This window comes from Phyllobacterium trifolii, assembly GCF_014192095.1.
In the GTDB taxonomy this organism is placed as follows: Bacteria; Pseudomonadota; Alphaproteobacteria; order Rhizobiales; family Rhizobiaceae; genus Phyllobacterium; species Phyllobacterium trifolii.
On sequence record NZ_JACHXN010000036.1, the window covers coordinates 19,822 to 36,008 of the forward strand.

General features: G+C 57.2%; 15 protein-coding genes and 4 pseudogenes. 2 read left to right on the forward strand and 17 right to left on the reverse strand.

Annotated features, from left to right (window positions below; translation table 11 throughout):
• Positions 1-18 precede the first annotated feature (18 nt).
• The 11 genes from FHS21_RS28740 to FHS21_RS28790 form a co-directional block, all read right to left on the reverse strand.
• A complete protein-coding gene (locus FHS21_RS28740; RefSeq protein ID WP_183665475.1) occupies positions 19-660 on the reverse strand; it encodes a dihydroxyacetone kinase subunit L in 642 nt (213 codons plus the stop codon).
• The gene (locus FHS21_RS28745) at positions 660-1,658 is read right to left on the reverse strand and encodes a dihydroxyacetone kinase subunit DhaK (protein WP_183665477.1); all 999 of its coding nucleotides are present in this window, start codon (positions 1,656-1,658) and stop codon (positions 660-662) included. The genes FHS21_RS28740 and FHS21_RS28745 overlap by 1 nt, the downstream gene beginning before the upstream one ends.
• Positions 1,659-1,729: 71 nt before the next feature.
• Positions 1,730-2,809: an NAD(P)-dependent alcohol dehydrogenase gene (locus FHS21_RS28750; RefSeq protein WP_183665479.1), complete on the reverse strand. Its 1,080-nt coding sequence runs from the start codon at positions 2,807-2,809 to the stop codon at positions 1,730-1,732.
• Between the two features lie 40 nt (positions 2,810-2,849).
• Entirely contained in the window at positions 2,850-3,929 is a 1,080-nt protein-coding gene (locus tag FHS21_RS28755; protein ID WP_183665481.1) for an ABC transporter ATP-binding protein, read from the reverse strand.
• A 37-nt stretch (positions 3,930-3,966) separates the two neighbouring features.
• Positions 3,967-4,944, reverse strand: a complete 978-nt coding sequence (locus tag FHS21_RS28760) for a PDR/VanB family oxidoreductase (RefSeq protein WP_183665483.1) — start codon at positions 4,942-4,944, stop codon at positions 3,967-3,969.
• 18 nt (positions 4,945-4,962) lie between these two features.
• Positions 4,963-5,376, reverse strand: coding sequence for a Rieske (2Fe-2S) protein (locus FHS21_RS28765; protein ID WP_183665485.1), 414 nt, complete (start codon positions 5,374-5,376; stop codon positions 4,963-4,965).
• A complete protein-coding gene (locus tag FHS21_RS28770; RefSeq protein ID WP_183665487.1) occupies positions 5,376-6,512 on the reverse strand; it encodes an amidohydrolase family protein in 1,137 nt (378 codons plus the stop codon). The genes FHS21_RS28765 and FHS21_RS28770 overlap by 1 nt, the downstream gene beginning before the upstream one ends.
• A complete protein-coding gene (locus FHS21_RS28775; RefSeq protein WP_246411290.1) occupies positions 6,509-7,612 on the reverse strand; it encodes an amidohydrolase family protein in 1,104 nt (367 codons plus the stop codon). Before FHS21_RS28775 ends, FHS21_RS28770 begins: the two co-directional genes overlap by 4 nt.
• Complete coding sequence (locus tag FHS21_RS28780) at positions 7,609-8,439, reverse strand: carbohydrate ABC transporter permease (RefSeq protein WP_210283664.1); 831 nt, start codon at positions 8,437-8,439, stop codon at positions 7,609-7,611. The genes FHS21_RS28775 and FHS21_RS28780 overlap by 4 nt, the downstream gene beginning before the upstream one ends.
• Positions 8,439-9,431 carry a carbohydrate ABC transporter permease gene (locus FHS21_RS28785; protein ID WP_183665491.1) on the reverse strand — a complete coding sequence of 331 codons (993 nt, stop codon included), beginning with the start codon at positions 9,429-9,431 and terminating at the stop codon, positions 8,439-8,441. Before FHS21_RS28785 ends, FHS21_RS28780 begins: the two co-directional genes overlap by 1 nt.
• Positions 9,428-10,750 carry an ABC transporter substrate-binding protein gene (locus tag FHS21_RS28790; RefSeq protein WP_183665493.1) on the reverse strand — a complete coding sequence of 441 codons (1,323 nt, stop codon included), beginning with the start codon at positions 10,748-10,750 and terminating at the stop codon, positions 9,428-9,430. Before FHS21_RS28790 ends, FHS21_RS28785 begins: the two co-directional genes overlap by 4 nt.
• A 205-nt stretch (positions 10,751-10,955) precedes the next feature.
• Here FHS21_RS28790 and FHS21_RS28795 point away from each other — a divergent pair, with 205 nt between their 5' ends.
• Both FHS21_RS28795 and FHS21_RS31425 read left to right on the forward strand, forming a co-directional pair.
• The gene (locus FHS21_RS28795) at positions 10,956-11,894 is read left to right on the forward strand and encodes a sugar-binding transcriptional regulator (protein ID WP_183665495.1); all 939 of its coding nucleotides are present in this window, start codon (positions 10,956-10,958) and stop codon (positions 11,892-11,894) included.
• A gap of 157 nt (positions 11,895-12,051) precedes the next feature.
• The gene (locus tag FHS21_RS31425; protein WP_183665497.1) at positions 12,052-13,053 is read left to right on the forward strand and encodes a GSU2403 family nucleotidyltransferase fold protein; all 1,002 of its coding nucleotides are present in this window, start codon (positions 12,052-12,054) and stop codon (positions 13,051-13,053) included.
• Positions 13,054-13,275: 222 nt separating this feature from the next.
• Here the strand turns inward: FHS21_RS31425 and FHS21_RS28805 are convergent, their stop codons facing one another.
• From FHS21_RS28805 to FHS21_RS31070, 6 genes and pseudogenes are all read right to left on the reverse strand, one after another.
• Entirely contained in the window at positions 13,276-14,001 is a 726-nt protein-coding gene (locus FHS21_RS28805) for a hypothetical protein (RefSeq protein WP_183665500.1), read from the reverse strand.
• A 252-nt stretch (positions 14,002-14,253) separates the two neighbouring features.
• Positions 14,254-14,965, reverse strand: a pseudogene (locus FHS21_RS28810) (IS6 family transposase).
• Between the two features lie 180 nt (positions 14,966-15,145).
• Positions 15,146-15,333 (reverse strand): annotated as a pseudogene (locus tag FHS21_RS28815) (LysE family translocator); the annotation flags it as partial.
• Positions 15,334-15,339: 6 nt separating this feature from the next.
• Entirely contained in the window at positions 15,340-15,726 is a 387-nt protein-coding gene (locus tag FHS21_RS28820; RefSeq protein ID WP_376772236.1) for a winged helix-turn-helix transcriptional regulator, read from the reverse strand.
• A pseudogene (locus tag FHS21_RS31065) lies at positions 15,641-15,832 on the reverse strand (hypothetical protein); the annotation flags it as partial. The pseudogene FHS21_RS31065 and the gene FHS21_RS28820, both read right to left, overlap by 86 nt.
• A 31-nt stretch (positions 15,833-15,863) precedes the next feature.
• A pseudogene (locus tag FHS21_RS31070) lies at positions 15,864-15,959 on the reverse strand (LysE family transporter); the annotation flags it as partial.
• Positions 15,960-16,187: the final 228 nt, after the last annotated feature.

Sequence of the window (16,187 nt, forward strand, 5' to 3'; positions counted from 1 at the left end):
GCGCTTACGGCAACGGCATTAAGCGCAGGGCTTAGGAATGCCGCTGACTTCCGGTTCCCGAGCGACTGCCTGACAAAGCGATGCGTAAGCCAGCATGCCCGGGTCATCGATACCCACACTTTTATCTCCGAACATCCTTGCCCGGCCCACCCGGCAAGGGCGCGTTCTGTACTCCGCTACGACCTCGTTTGCTGTTCGCACGGCGACGGCGCGTACCTCAGAGAGGTTGGAAATTCCATCAAGCGCCGCCGCAACGCCATCAATACAGTCTATGACTGTCTTGTCCCCTAAGGATGCATTGCCGCGGACGAGCATCGCGTCCCGCGCCGCTAAATGCCACGCGGCAACCGCAGTCCATGGAGCCGTCGTACCGCCTTTGGCCCGCTTCGCGATAGCTAAAAACGCCGTCGCGACCAGCGTGCCCAGACTGGAACCCGTCGACGCGGCCGCAGCTTTCGCCAGCATCATGAACGCATCCCCGAGGTCCGCGGCCTTGCTCAGATCCTGTTCTACAAGTTTCGACATGAGTCTCGCCAGCATTGCGCCGGTATCTCCGTCACCCAGTTTAGAATCGGCTTCATTCAGCACACGCTCGAGCGACGCCATCTCCAGATGTGCGCGCGCAATTCCTGCGCTCAGGGACGAGATTGAAATCTGCATTACGAGACTCTCCAGAACGGGCAATCGGCAGGCGCTGCGAGCAGCTCATCAAGCTCTTCGTCGACAAAACATACCGACATTGAGGCTCCCGCCATTTCCAGAGACGTCACATATCGTCCAACCAAGGGAAATATAACCTCCAGACCTGTCTGCTCCAGTCTGCCCTTGGCACGCCGAAAAAGAATATAAAGTTCCTCAAGCGAAGTTGCGCCGAGGCTGTTGACGAGAAGGGAGACGCGGGAACTTGCTCCCCGCGGGCGCTCATCAAGCAGACGGTCGATCATCTCATCCGCCACCATGTCTGCAGGCTTCATCTTGTCCCGCCATATACCGGGCTCGCCGTGAATCCCCATCCCCATTTCAATTTCCTCGTCGTCCAGAGTGAAGGACGGACCGTCAGCGCCCGGAAGTTGACAGGACGACAGTGCGACACCGATCGTTCTGGTGGCGTCAACGGCCTTCTGGGCTGCGGCGGTCACCGCTGTGAGCGCATCACCACGTTCGGCGCTCGCTCCTGCCGCCTTATAGGCATAGATTATGCCCGCCACGCCGCGGCGCTTGCCTCTTTCCTCCGGCCCCGCGCTCGCGATATCATCGGTACCGAGGACCGTAGTTGTCTCGATCCCTTCCGCCTCGAGGAGTTCGCCGGCCATGTCGAAGTTCATCCGGTCGCCGCCGTAGTTCCCATAAAGCCGCAACACGCCGCGCCCACCGTTGGCGAGGCGGATAGCGTCCAAGCAGCTCTCCACATTGGGGCCTTCGAACACGTTGCCAATCGAGCAAGCGTCGAGAAGACCGTGGCCGACATAGCCTGTGAACAAGGGCAGGTGACCGGATCCTCCGCCTGACACGACGCCGACTTTGTTTTTGCGGACGCCGCCAGCGCGTCGGATCACTCTTTTGCTTTCGCCGTCGCACACGAGTGCCGGATGGGCTGCGACCAAACCGTCAATTATTTCATCCACGAAGTTAGCGGGATCATTCATCAATTTCTTCATGATTTCCTCAAACGTAGGCGGCGTGCCGCGGCGGCACACTCGGGCGCTCCGATAGGCGAGCAAGTCGGATTTCAGCCAGCGACCCTGATCTGCAGCTTCACGTCTTGCGGTCGGCCTTCGGCGGCTCTTTCGAACGCACGCACGCTGTCCTTGAACGCAAATGTTTCGCTGACAAGAGGGTTGAGATTGATTTGGCCCGCTCCTAGCATCGTCATGGCGCGGTCATATTGATGCGCGTACCGGAAAACCGTTTCCAGTCGCAGCTCCTTCGTCATCAAGGCTGAGACGTCGAAGGCCACTGGTTCGACGGGCATGCCGATCAGGATCGCCTTGCCGCGGGGCCGCAAAAGGTCTCCCAAGCCTTCATAAGCCTTTACTGAGCCACTCGCTTCGAAAACGACGTCAGCTCCCCAGCCACCGGTCAGTTCCTGGATGACGGCTTTGAGAGGAGTTTCGCGCACGTTGACGGGGATCAATCCATCAAACTTTGCGGCCACGTCGAGTTTGCCGGTCTGCAGGTCGGCAACAACCACACGGGAACAACCGCCAGCCAGCGCGGCGAGCGCGGTCATCAGTCCAATTGGACCCGCACCGATGACGACACCGGTGTCTCCGGCCATGATGGCGGCCTTCTCGACAGCCTGAAGCCCCACGGCAAGCGGTTCGACCATCGCGCCTTCCGCAAAGCTCACGTTGTCCGGCAATCTATAGGTGTATTGAGCCGGGTGGACGACGTGAGGCGTCAGGCAACCATGAACAGGTGGCGTCGCCCAAAATCGTACGGAAGGATCAACATTGTAGATTCCAAGCCGGGCTGCACGAGAAAAGGGATCGGGTATGCCGGGCTCCATGCAGACGCGATCGCCCGCATGAAGGTGCGTCACACCCGCGCCGACTTCAACGATGGTGCCAGCCGCCTCGTGCCCGAGCACCATCGGCTCGTGTACCACGAATGGTCCTATTTTCCCGTGCGTGTAGTAATGAACGTCGGACCCGCATATGCCCACCGTATGGATGGCGATTTTCACTTGGCCGTGACCGACGCCGAGAGGGAGTTCGATATCGCGCAGCGCTAGTTGCCGCACCCCCTCGAGAACGAGAGCTGGCACTTTGAGGCTCGGGTTTTTGTTGGCGATGGTGATACGGTTCATTGTTGTTTCCAGTTCCATCCTGTCGATGCCGGAAAGGCGGTCATGCGTTAAGTTGCAGGCGCTGGCCGCTTTCGGCGTCAAATATATGCGTACGGTCCGCAGCGGGGCGAAGGCCGACCTTCTCTCCAGGTCGTAGCAGGTGGCGTTCCCGGAAAGATGCGAGGATCTCCATTCCTGCGGCACGCATAGCCACCATGGTTTCGGATCCTGTGGGCTCGATGACGACGATTTCTGCTGGCAAAGCGCCTTCTTCATCCTCCGGAACAAACTCCAGATGTTCAGGCCGCACACCCAACAGCACCTGGCGCTGAGCTGCGGTTATGTTCGAGACCTCCATGCGCCAGCCGCTCTCGGCCACAAAAACTGGAACGGGACCCGGAACTATCTCGCCCCGAATGAAGTTCATCGCCGGCGAACCGATGAAGCTTGCCACGAACTGGTTGGCCGGATTGTCATATAGATCGAGAGGGGAACCGATCTGTTCGATAACACCGTCGCGAAGGACAACGATCTTGTCCGCCATTGTCATCGCCTCGATCTGATCATGGGTCACATAGACGGTGGTTGTCTTCATCCGCTGGTGAAGCTCCTTGATCTCGGTGCGCATTTGCACGCGCAGCTTGGCGTCAAGATTCGACAATGGCTCATCGAACAGAAATACTTGGGGATCGCGGACGATGGCCCGTCCCATCGCAACTCGCTGGCGCTGCCCGCCTGAAAGGTTGCGGGGGTAGCGGTCCAGATAGTTCACCAGACCAAGCATCTCCGCCGCCCGACGAACCTGCGCTTCCTTTTTGCTTTTTGGCACACCGCGCAGCCGGAGCGAAAAGCCCATGTTCTCGGCCACGGTCATGTGGGGATAAAGCGCGTAATTTTGAAAAACCATGGCGATATCCCGGTCCATGGGCGCTACGTCGTTGATGATTTTCTCGCCAATCCGGATCGCACCGCCTGAAATTTCTTCAAGACCTGCAATCATTCGCAACAAGGTCGATTTACCGCAGCCGGAGGGGCCGACCAGCACAACAAATTCGCCATCGTCGATGTTGAAATTCATCTGATGAATGACTTTGACGGCACCGTAAGTCTTGGTGACGTCCTCGATACTGACCTGAGCCATATTTTCCTCTTTTTATCGTTGTTGAACGCCGGATTTTTTAAAGGTCGAGTACGAGCCGATCGCCACGGCAACCGGAGCAGCACACCATGATACGGTCCCCAGCATCTTGTTCTTCCACCGTCAGGTAAACGTCCCGATGGTCCGGTACACCCGCGAGAACACGCGTCTCGCAAGTCCCGCAAACCCCATCCCGGCACGATGAGGGCACATCGACGCCGGCTTCGAGGATCGCTTCGAGGATCGTCTGTCCCGTTCCGATGTTCAGGCTGAGCCCGCTGCGAGAAAGTTCGACGACGAAACCGCCGCTGCGGTCGCTTTCCTCGAGCGCTTCGAAGGCCTCCATTCGTGCCCGCCCCGACGGCCAATTGGCGGTCATATGGCGAAAAGCCTGAAGCATCGGCGCGGGTCCGCAGCAGTAGACCCGAGCGTCCGGCTGCGCAGCGCTCAGGACTGCATGAAGGTCAAGACGGGACGGGTTGGATTCCCGGCTCGTATAGAAAATGACCTTCCCGCCGTAGTCAGACAAAACCTTACGGAAGAGGGCGTGCTCGTGGCGTTGGACCGCGTAATGCAAAGTCCATCTGCGTCCCAGCATTTCCACGCGCTCGATCATCGGCAGAACGGGAGTAATACCTATCCCGCCAGCGATGAATATGTAGTCGGTCCCCGTCTCATCAAGCGGAAAATTGTTCCGCGGCGGCGACATCATGATTTCGTGCCCCACGTCGAATGTATCGTGCAACCAGGCGGACCCGCCCCGCCCGTCCTTTATCCTTTTGACGGCAATGCGGTACTGATGGAGGGCGTCACCACAATCGACGAGCGAGTATTGACGGATCTCGCCGCCCGGAAGATGGACGTCGATATGCGCGCCTGGCTCAGCAGGCGGCAATCTTTCGCCATAGAGCGCCTGAAGAGTGAACAGCTTGACGTCCTCGACCGGCCTTTCCACCGACGCCACCCGCATGGGCAGCATCACGGCGCCGATGATCGGGGAGTTAGCAACAGCCTGCATAGTCGTCTCCACTTGGAATTAGGCCTCAATGACCACGTATTTGTCCTCGACCGTCACCTGGAACGTTTCGGCGACGAAGGGGCCTTCGACCACTTGCGCTCCTGCTTCCAGGGTCACAGGAAACTGGCGGACGCGGAGCCGTTCCGGATTGCAGTAAGATTTCCCCGTACGAACGTCGAACTCCCAGCCGTGCCAGGGGCAGCGTACGATTTCGCCATGCCGCGAATATTTGAACTCCCCGACGGCGCCGGCTTCCACTAAGCCTGTCATCTTTCCGGCGCAAAGGCTGCCTCCCTGGTGGGGGCACCTGTCCAGCAGGGCAAAGAACTCCCCATTGATATTGAAAACGACCACCGGCCGGCCGCGCACGTCCACGAGTTTGCGCTCTCCGATGCCGATGTCATCGACGGATGCAACGACGTACCTGGCCATTAGCCCAACCTGTAGAGTTTCCGGGCGTTGCCGGAGAGAATCTGCTGCATACGCTCGGGACCGATCTGGCGCGGCAGCGTTGTAGCAGGATCGTCGAAATCCCAATGCGGATAGTCGGTGGCGAACAGCAGCCGGTCGTACCCGATCCATTCAAAGATATCGATCAGGTGCTTCGGGTTCTCCGGCTCCTCGAAAGGTTGGGTCGAGATGCGTAAGCCTTCTCGAAGATATTCGGAAGGAGGCCGTTTCAGATGCGGGACCTCGCCGCGCATCCGCTCCCAATGCTTGTCGAGCCGCCATTCGAATGCCGGAAGCCATGCAAAACCACCTTCGATATTGATGATCTTGAGCCCGGGGAAGCGTTCAAATACCCCCTCCAGCGCAAAGCTCGCCAACATCCCCTGGCACGCCGCCGCATGAGAGGTCATGTCTTCCATGTAATAAGATGGCCAACCAGCGGGGCTTGTCGGGTGGCCGCTTGCGCCAAAGACATGGATTCCAACCGGCAGACCATGCTTTTGCGCCGCCTCGTAGATCGGCCAGAAGCGGCGTCGGCCGAGCGGTTCGCTGGTTCTGGTCAATAGAAGGATCTGTGCAAAGTGGGGATGCTCGGCCCAGCGCTCGATTTCTTCGACAGACAAGGCCGTATCTTCGTAGGGGACGACGATCGACGCCCGCAGCCGCGGTTCAAGACGGGTCCAGCATTCGACCTGCCACTCATTGATTGCGCGGGCAAGCGCAGCGGAAAGCTCGTGGTTGTCGTCTCCTTGCCCCGTGAAATTCAGTGGGCTCATGATGGCTACTTCGATGTTACAGGCGTCAAGATATTGGGAGCGCATGAACTCGAGGTTGCTGCCGCCAAATCCGCCTTCCGGGGGTATGGCGTCCCTGCGATGCGCGAAAGGCGCGGCCTTGGGGTAGACCTGGCCCTGATAGAGACCCTGTCGCGAGCGATAGCCATAGGTTTGCAAGTGGTCCCACCACCGCTTTGACAGGAAAGGTTTCAGATCTTCCAAGGACCGGGCACTCGGATGAAGATCGCTGTCGATCACCTTATAGCGTTCCTGGGCTGCCCGGGCGACGGTCGACGAGCCTGCCGCAGACGGACGGTTTGGTGTTCGGACATCGGTTGTCATGACATCTCTCCAATCTTCCGGTAAGTGGAAAGCGGGTTGGCGCTGTAGATTTTCTTTCTAAGAAGTTCGGATATGCCGTCGGGCAAGGTCTGATCCCCGTCGAAATGCCAATGAGGATAATCCGAGGCATAGAGCAGTATATCCTCAGAGCCCACGTGCTCCACCACCTTCTGGACAATGGACGCGGACGGAGGCGCATCAAACGGCTGCAGAGTGAGACGGAAATGCTCGCGGACAATTTCTGCTGGCGGACGGTCAATCCAAGGCGCCTCGATGCGAACGCCGTGCCAGAATTTGGACAACCGCCAAAGGAATGCCGGCAACCATGAAACGCCTGATTCCACAAGCACGACCTTGAGCGCGGGGAACTTCTTGAAAACGCCGTGCGTGACAAGGGATGCCACCTGTCCTTGCAGCGCGTGGGTGAGATCCACGTAGGCCTCAACATGATAGCTTGGCCATCCGTTGCAGGTCAGCGCGTTCCGGTACGCGCTTCCCGCATGGATTCCGATTGGAAGTCCGTGACGTTCAGCGGCCTCGAAGATCGGCCAGTAGACGTTGCGTCCAAGCGGCAGATCGCCCGAAGCGAGCAGGAGCACTTGAACGAAGCGCGGATCACCGGCGCGTCGTTCGATTTCGGCGACGGCAAGTGCAGGATTTTGCGCCGGAACCACTATGGATGCCCGGAACCGGGGCTCTTGCGCCAGCCACTTGTCGGCCAGCCAGTCGTTAATCGCCTTTGCAAAGGCAGCAGCCATATAGTCGTCGTGTATCGCCTGGACACCGTAGAGGCAGTTCACGATCGCAATATCGACGCCACGTTCGTCCAGTACGTGCCTCGCTGCCATGGCGGCGTCCCCACCGTTCGTACCATCTTCCCCGCGCCAGTCCGGCCGGCAGGTCAGCGGCGAACTCGGTGGATAATTGACCAATTCAAAGCCTTCGATTCCGCGCACTTCGATCATCTCGCGCCAGTAGTCGTCGAAGTAAGGCAGTAGCGCGCCAATATTGGGAACTTGCGCGTGAACGTCGCAATCAACGCTAGTGCCTGCGCCTGTCATGGATTGTCCTTTCAATGAACTTGCAGGATGAACAGTCATTTCACGGCTCCGGCGCTCAGACCCGCCACGAAGTAACGGCCGAGGAAAATAAACAGCGCGAGAAGCGGCAGCGAAATCATAGTCGAACCTGCCATTATCACGCCCCAATCGGCGTCGTAGGCGGTCACGATAGAAGACAAGCCGTACGGGAGAGTCTTCAGTTCGTCACGGGAAATCAGGATCAACGAGAAGACGAAATCCGACCACGCCAGCAGGAACGAGAAGATGGCCACGCTGATCACTCCAGGCATCGTCACGGGTAGAATAATCAGATAAATGGCCTTCCAGCGTGAACAGCCGTCGATCCAAGCGGCTTCCTCGATTTCGAAGGGGAAACGCTTCAGGAAGCTCCACATCATCCACACGCCCAGCGGTAAGGTGAACGACGAATAGGCGAAGATCAGGCTGATCAGCGAGTCGTCGAATCCGACATGAACGAGAAAGACCTGTATAGGAATTGCCAGGAGCATCGCCGGAAACATGTATGCGAACAACATCGCACGCACGACGAGCATCGCGCCTGGAACTTTGCCGCGGACCAGCGCGTAAGCCATTGGCGTCGCGAGTCCGATGGTCATCAAGGTTGTGGCTATGGTGACCAGGATGCTGTTGAGATAATAAGTGGGGAAATCCGTGAGCGTCAGGATCGTCCGGTAGCTTTCAAAGCTGAAAGCGTCCGGAAATATCTCGGTTGAGAAAAGCTTCGCCTTTTCCCGGACGCTTGATACGACCATCCAGTAAACAGGGAAAAGCGTGTAGATAACGAGTCCTGCGACCAGTGAGGCGATTACGCCGCTGCGTACAGGCAAGAACTTTCTGAGTGACATCACTCGCGGTCCTCCAGGGGGAACAGCTTCAGGTAGACGTACATGCCCGCTGTCAGGAAGATGAAGCTCGTGGTGGCAATGGCGGTACCACCGCCGATGTCGAATTCCATGAAGGTCTTGTTGTAGGCGAGCAAGGGAAGGTGCTCGGTGGCGTTGAGCGGTCCTCCGGATGTCATCAACCAAATGATGTCGAACTTGTTGAACATGAAGATTGTCCGCAAAAGGATGATCACGAGGAGGACAGGGCGGAGGACCGGAAGGGTGACAAAAAACAGCTGCTGCAAAGGTCCCGCGCCGTCAAGCTTTGCTGCCTCGTAAAGTTCCTCCGGAACAGTCTGGAGCGCTGCGAGAAACGTGATCGTCACGAACGGCGTCCAGTGCCACACGCTGACGAAAATGATTGAACTCCATGCCAGGAGAGGCGATCCCAGCCAGTCAATATTGGGATAACCGAAGAAAGCAGCCGCAGCATTGATGAGGCCATAGTTCGGATCAAGAAGCCATTTCCAGATGAAAACAGCGACAACGGTCGGCAGGATGTACGGCGTAAGCGCGAGGCCACGCACGATAGTCCGCCCTCGGAAAGGCTGATGCAGAATCAGGGCGATCGCGATGCCGACTACGACCTGCAGAACAACCGTCGCTACCGCATAGATCAGTCCATTGAAAAAAGCGTGCCAATAGCCGGGATCGCTGAGGACACGCACGTAGTTGTCCAGCCCCACGAAGACGGGGGTATCGATGAAGCTGTTGGCCTGATAAAAACTCAGGCCAATCGCGTAAAGCACTGGCAGGAAGATCGTGGCGACGCTCACCACGACCCCCGGCAGCAGGAGCAATATAAAGAACCGGCGATCACGGTGAAGGACGGATCCTCCGCCAGATGCCCTCCGGGAGGCGGGAGGCGCGGCTTCAGCCGCGGCCGGTTCTAGCCCGGAGATCCGGCTGTTGTGCGCACGCGCCGCCGACGTCTGTTGAACGGTCTCACTCATACCTTGTCCGTCAATTCCCTGATTTTGGCTGCTCCAAGATCGACGGCCTCTTCAGGCGACATCTTTCCCGCGACGACATTTTGATACATCGAGGAGATGAGGTCCGAGTTGTAGAGGCGGCCCTGGTTCGGGGAATAATTCGGGCCCTGATACTGGATGCCGTCGATCTTAGTTTCCTTCTCGTCGAGGAAGCTGCGCATGACAGCAAGCTTGTCCTTGTATTTCTCAACGAGCGGATTGCTGCTCCATCGCTTGTTCTGATAGCTGGAAAACTGGACCGGTTGGTAATGAAGCGGCAGGGTCAGCTGAAAATCGGTGATCTTGTCGTTCTTGATCATCCAGCGCAGGAGCTTTTTCGCTTCTTCGACCTTATCTGTTTTTCCGATCGCGAAGACGTCGACGCCGCCGGTGACGACGCCCTGTCCTCCTTTCGGGCGGACATAGGGGCCGAGCACGAACTTGTCAGCCAGTTCCGGAGCGTTATCCTGGATATTGGACATGAGCCGCCCTGCGTAAGGCGCAACGGCCGCGGTTCCCGAAACGAAGTTTGCAATGACTTCCTTGAGCTTTGCCGACATCAGGCCCGGAGGACTGAAGTCCGCCGTCTTCTTGATGAACGCGAGGGCTTCTGCGGTGCGTTTCTTAATATCGGGAGTGTCAAGAATGACGTCCCATTTTTCGTCGTAGAACCGCACGTCGTTCGACCACAAGAACCCGGTATTGGCCCAGGAAGAGTCGCCACCGGTCGCTAAGGTCTGCGTATAGCCGTAACGCCGGTTGTCAGGATCATGCAACGTTTGCAAGACCGCGATAAAGCTGTCCCAATCGGTCGGAACCCTCAGACCTTTTTCGGACAGCCAGTCCGAACGGTAGTAGAGGCAAACCGAATTGTAGTCGTAGGGATAGCCCCAGATATCATCCTTAAATTGCGATAGGGAGCGCGGCCCGAAATCCTCTATACCCTGCTCCTTGACGATATCGGTAACCGGAACGATCGCATCGCTCTTTGCGAGGAGGACCGGATCGGTAATGCTGGGCAGCGACATGAAATCATACGGTTTGCCAGCCTTGATCGATGTCGTGAGCTTGACCCATGGATCAGGCTCCGTCTCGATCCGAACCCTGACGCCCGCCTCCTTTTCATAATCGGCGGCGAGAGTGCGCAGGAACGCGACTGTGCGCGGATCGGTCTCGTGGTTCAGGTACCGCAGCTCGGTCTGTGCCCGTAGAATCCCCGGCATAGCCAATGTAGCGGCCCCGGCCGTAGCCGTCCCGAGAAAAGAGCGACGTGAAATGCCAATTAGTTTTGGTTGTTTCATATGGGTCTCCTCCAAGATCCGATCAAATTAGCGCAGCGTGCGCGCCAAGCCCCACTCCTCAATGGTGCTTTGAACAAACGTTCATGCTTGTTGCATTTGTTCATATTTAGTCTCGGTGGCGCTGTCAAGCGTCGTTTGAAGCAAAGATTGACACCATGCTCAATCGCAAGCACATGTTTGACACGTCGAAAGGTTTAGGCTGAAAATGACCACTTTAAACGAGGCAGATCGACTGAAACTGCGGATCGCCTGGGCATACTACGTGGAAAATATGACGCAGAGCGAGATAGCCACCCGCTTTGGCATCAACCGGATACGTGTCACGCGAACGCTCGCCGCATGCAGGGAAGAAGGCATCGTTCAAATCCGTATTAATGCGCCCGGTTCCGAATTCGCCGCGTTGGAAGCGGATCTCGAGCGGCGTTGGGATTTGCGGCGGGTCATCGTCGCCCCGCGTCCTGCAAATGGTTCCGACACCCGGCTCATTATCGCTGCGGCGGCAGGTTCTTACATTTCGGATCAAGTCGCAGAGAACCAGTCGATCGGAATCGGCTGGGGAAGGACGCTTCGGCTGAGCTTAAACTACATTGGAAAGCGCACGGTGCCCGGACTTTCCGTCGTCGCCCTCATGGGCGGTTTGACCGCTGCATCACGGATGAATACCTACGAATCCGCATCGCATCTTGCCGACATTCTTGATGCCGTCTGCTATTATATTGCTGCACCGGCGTTCACGAAGGATGAGGCGTCAAAAAACGTTTTGCTTTCACAAGACATCATTCTCGAGGTTCTTGATCTCGCCAAGGGCGTTGATTGCGCTATCGTATCAGTCGGGAGTTTCGACGAAGACTCGACGCTTGTTTCGCTTGGTTTGGTGACGCAATCCGAAGTGGAGTCCCTTCGCGAGGCAGGTTCGGTCGGCGACCTGCTTGGCCACTTCCTGGACGTCGATGGAGAGGTGATCAATCATCCGCTCAACAAGCGCGTGGTCGCTCTACATCCGTCGCAACTTAGAGAGGTTAAGAGCGTCATCCTCGCCTGCGGTGGACCTCAGAAACTTCCGGCGATGCGCGCCGCCCTGCGTGGCCGCTACGTCAACACGTTGATCACCGACGAGGATACCGCCCGGGCGCTTTTGCCATAGCCAGCGAACTATATCCCCCCAACGCAGTACGACTGCACGTCAGCGGAGATTTCCCCAACCGTCGGAGTGTTTATCGACAACATAATGAAATATATAGCGTTATACCAAAAAAAGAAATTGTGTTATAATACGGCGTTGCTACCGCGAGGTGACGTTTGTGAAACAGATCGATTTCGTATTCCGGACCCTCTTGGCCGAACTCGCCCAAAGGATCGCGCACACGCCCGAAAGCGAGCTCGACACAAATGGAAGGTTTGTGCCGCTTTCAGTAAAGGGCAGGCGTTATTGGTATTTTGACGCTGCAGGCTTTCGTGGCGGCAAAGTCCGGAAATATGTCGGACCTGATGAAGACGAGGCGGTGCGCCAGACAGTAACGCGGTTCAAAGAACTGAAGGAAGATGCGAATGCGCGCCGTAAAATAGTGAGGATGTTAGTGCGGGAGGCCAACCTTCCTGCACCAGACCCGTTTGCAGGAAAAATTATCCGCAGTATTGCGGACGCCGGACAGTTCAGAAGCAATTGCGTCCTGCTTGAAAGGTATGCGTACCAGTGTTTCGCCGCCTTTCTCGGTGTACAACTGCCCATGGTCCCTTGGGATAGCAACGAGAAAGCCATCGGCTTCAGCATTCGCACCAACGCTGACATCGTCGCCCTGCGGGATATCCTCAGATCGGCTGACCGCAGTTTTGCGCCCGAGACCTTCTCTGGCATTCGGCAGGGTGACGTACGTTTCGTAAACGCCAATGGCTTCCGGATTGAATTGGCCGCTCCGACGCTGCTGACTGCATACCTTGTCGAAGACTCAGCGAAATCCGTGGTGCTGTATAAGTCCGGTGTTGAAGTCACGATACCGAGACCAGAACGTTACGCCGTCCATGAGCTGATAATGTCGGCGCGACCGGTGGAAGACGACAACGTTCTCGACCGGGAACATTCCCGGATGCGGGCCCTCGCAGTCATTGAGGGGATGCTATGCGCCAGGCGGCAGGCTGATCTTGCTGAGGCGTATGAAGCCGCCTGGACGCGCAACGACTCTTGGAAAGCGCTTATAGAGCGAGGGATCACCTTGATAGATGACATGCAGCGGCGAACTCGCATTCTGGAAGGCCTGACGCAGGGCATGAAAGATATCGGTTGTGACCCGTCTCATGTTCTGTAGCTGGCTCGGTCGGACATAAGCGCCAGCGATCGATCAAAGCGTATCCCAACCGACCATCCAAATAACCGCTGATTATGTTGATCCTATCAACCATAGCTAATTTGCCACGTTTTGCCGAAACCGGTGAGAAGGCCGATCCGGTTAACTGAGGTGCATACCCAGACCCCTGCTAGCTTTGTCGCTGCGTCGAAGCTGGCATATTCCGGGCGACGAGGGCCGATCCTACAGTTCGATCACGTTCCAGAGCCACCAGAGACCCGCCCCAGTCGCGGAAAGTGTGAGAATGAGCTTAGCCCGCCCGACATTGTGGCTAAATCGTTGTCCGCTTGGCGTGCCTTTGAATTTTCGGTATCGCAGACGCCCCCATTCAATAGCAGCTAAGAATGCGACGAAGGAGAGGACCGCGGCGACCGTCCAGAGCGCAGGGCCAGGCCCCGCCTTTTCCCAGACAAGATACACAAGGGCCGCAAAGACAGCGAGGACGAGGGCGACAAAGCCGATGACAAAGCCGTATAAAGCTGCTGTGAGGACAGCTTCAATTGTCCGGCCAAAAAGAGGACTACGATAGAATGCCCGCAGCCCGAACAGCGTGCAGCCCAGCGTCCCGGCGGCGACGGCGGTATAGGTTAAGTCGCCTGTGATCAGGAACGCGACGATTCCCAGGATAGCGGCCGACGAGAGGATCACAGCGGTGGAGGAGATGGGCAGAGGATGCGTCGGGGTTCCGGGCCCGCCGTCGAAGGTGGGCAAGATCACGGGTTGGACGCGGTTCGGGGAGCTGGTCATGGATTGTTGTTGCGCGGCAACCGTGGCCGCTATGGTTTTTGTCAACTGATCCTGCGCAGCGCGATTGTCCAGCTCCTGCCGGTTCGTGCTGGTACCCGTGGAAATTCCGCTTGCGCCCTTCAGTCGCTCCAGCTGTTCCCGCTGCCAGTCGTCGTTACTCATGTAACGCAATCCCCATGAACAGACTGATGCTTACCAACAGTCAGCGTGGGGATTTATACCATAACCCGCCTACTTGCGCGATGCGTGCCGTCTGACAGGAAACAAGGCAAAAGTGCGCCATCGAGACATGAGGTGCTTAGACCTCCTGTTCGATTTGTTTGCGCATTTCCTCGACGAGAGGTTCCACTGGCACTGTAACCTTAACTTGTGGCCGATATTGCTCAAACACATTGTCCGTCGTTGATGGTAGATTTAAGCGGCGCTCACGCATGTGATCTCACGCCACGCGGTCATTGCAGCATGACGAAGTTCGCGATGATCGTTTGAAGTGAAGGTAGTGCGAGGAAAGCAGTAAAGGTTGGCAATGGGATCATCGATGGAAACAAATCGCTGAAGCTGCGCGGGTGATTTGAAGCGCTTCATAGTCGCCTCCCGTCGTCGTATCGTCTGATGGGAATTCTCCGCTCGATTGTTCAATCCTTTATGCCGGCGATGATCGCAAACGGTTAGTCCAACCTGTCTGTTGGCCGTCCCGTCGGATCTGAGCTGTTCGGTCACCATGACCCGGGGTGCACGACCTTGCACCTTCAGCAGCTTGCGGATCAAACGCTTGGCTGCCTTGGCATTCCTGCGGCTTTGCACCAGGACATCGAGGACGAAGCCGTCCTGATCAACGGCGCGCCACAGCCAGTGTTTCCTGCCCTTGATCGAAACAACGGCTTCATCCAGATGCCACTTGTCGCCAAGGCGTGGTGTCCGGCGGCGGATCTAGTTAGCGTAGTCCCTGCCAAACTTTTCCGCCACTGTCGGATAGTCTTGTGTGTGACAATTACTCCCTTGTAGGCCAGCATATCTTCGACCATGCGAAAACTCAGTGGGAAGCGGAAGTACAGCCATACTGCTTCGGCATGACTTCGGCTGGAAAACGATGGCGGCGATACAGAGGCGAGCCGGCGTTGTTCATAAAGCATTGTCGGTCATCAAAATAACCGGCAAGTTAAGGTACAGTGCCCGGCTGTTCCTCGATAAGATGGAATACGGGCTCTCGACTGGACGCCTGCCCAGCACAATGGAGACCGTTGAACATCGAAAATTTCAGCTTATAAAAAGCCGGAATGATGTAACCGCCATCATTGACGAAAACGAGCACGAGCCCGCCATAGATACGAGCTGCATTCCGGCCGTCATCGCCGCCATGACAGCGGCTTGGGGTGCGAGCGGCCCAAAGTCGGGCCTGAGGAACTGCGGATAGACCGCCAGCATGAAAAGATAGGCCTTTGGGTTGATCAGGCACGTCACCGCGCCGAGGCGAAAGGCCTGCCAATTGCTCACGGCCATCTAGCGGTCATATCGCCGGCGCGCCTCCTCGATGGCATGCCGATTTGAATCTGCCCAGGTCACCAGGGCCATGACTGGGGCGAGAAGCGACCTGCCGACTGCGGTCAGCGCGTAATCCACGCGCGGTGGGATCGTCGGAACGAGGGTGCGACTGATCAAACCGTCGCGTTCCAATTGGCGAAGCGTAATCGTGAGCATCCGCTGCGAGATCCCGTCGATCTGCCGTCGCAATGCATTGAAGCGGACCGGCCCATCCTTCAGGGCCACGAAGATGTAAAGGAGACCGGTAACTTCTCTGGGTTCACGCGGCGCGCAAGACGGGTGGTTTAGGTTTGAACAGTGAAGGCACGTTCGGCTCTGGTTGTCGGAATTGTGTCCGCAGTCGATCGCGAAGCTCGCCGTTCAGTTCAGCCGTCCGAACCTGCATGAGCATGTGAGCGCCATGGAGAGACCAGCGCATCTGCTGCTTCTTGACCATCCGCTTGGCGACGAGTGAACCCCAGAGAAGTTACCGGTCTCAGCCTCAATTCCACGAATTGCGGAAGGAAAGCGAGAAAGAACAGAGCCGTTTTAGGGTTGAGGACGTTGATGACAAATCCATCCCGGAAAAGCCGAGCACGACTATGGACTTGCAACGCATTTTGGTCGGTCTGGATGTCTGCAGGACTGGGGACGATTTAGCCGAGGAGATAGTCCGGGTGCAATAGGGGATATGTCATGCGGTCTGGCGCCAGCGTTCCGTAAACCATCTGGAGACCGGATCATTTGGGAGCGAAACGTTGCGGTGTGATTACGGACAGCGCACGATTGCAGCGATAGGGGCCTCGCCGGGCGCGCATTGATGTTCG

Coding starts and splice junctions, on each gene's coding strand:
- FHS21_RS28740 (WP_183665475.1), bottom strand. CDS start 660: ATGCAGATTTCAATCTCGTCCCTGAGCGCAGGAATTGCGCGCGCACAT.
- FHS21_RS28745 (WP_183665477.1), bottom strand. CDS start 1,658: ATGAAGAAATTGATGAATGATCCCGCTAACTTCGTGGATGAAATAATT.
- FHS21_RS28750 (WP_183665479.1), bottom strand. CDS start 2,809: ATGAACCGTATCACCATCGCCAACAAAAACCCGAGCCTCAAAGTGCCA.
- FHS21_RS28755 (WP_183665481.1), bottom strand. CDS start 3,929: ATGGCTCAGGTCAGTATCGAGGACGTCACCAAGACTTACGGTGCCGTC.
- FHS21_RS28760 (WP_183665483.1), bottom strand. CDS start 4,944: ATGCAGGCTGTTGCTAACTCCCCGATCATCGGCGCCGTGATGCTGCCC.
- FHS21_RS28765 (WP_183665485.1), bottom strand. CDS start 5,376: ATGGCCAGGTACGTCGTTGCATCCGTCGATGACATCGGCATCGGAGAG.
- FHS21_RS28770 (WP_183665487.1), bottom strand. CDS start 6,512: ATGACAACCGATGTCCGAACACCAAACCGTCCGTCTGCGGCAGGCTCG.
- FHS21_RS28775 (WP_246411290.1), bottom strand. CDS start 7,612: ATGACTGTTCATCCTGCAAGTTCATTGAAAGGACAATCCATGACAGGC.
- FHS21_RS28780 (WP_210283664.1), bottom strand. CDS start 8,439: ATGTCACTCAGAAAGTTCTTGCCTGTACGCAGCGGCGTAATCGCCTCA.
- FHS21_RS28785 (WP_183665491.1), bottom strand. CDS start 9,431: ATGAGTGAGACCGTTCAACAGACGTCGGCGGCGCGTGCGCACAACAGC.
- FHS21_RS28790 (WP_183665493.1), bottom strand. CDS start 10,750: ATGAAACAACCAAAACTAATTGGCATTTCACGTCGCTCTTTTCTCGGG.
- FHS21_RS28795 (WP_183665495.1), top strand. CDS start 10,956: ATGACCACTTTAAACGAGGCAGATCGACTGAAACTGCGGATCGCCTGG.
- FHS21_RS28805 (WP_183665500.1), bottom strand. CDS start 14,001: ATGAGTAACGACGACTGGCAGCGGGAACAGCTGGAGCGACTGAAGGGC.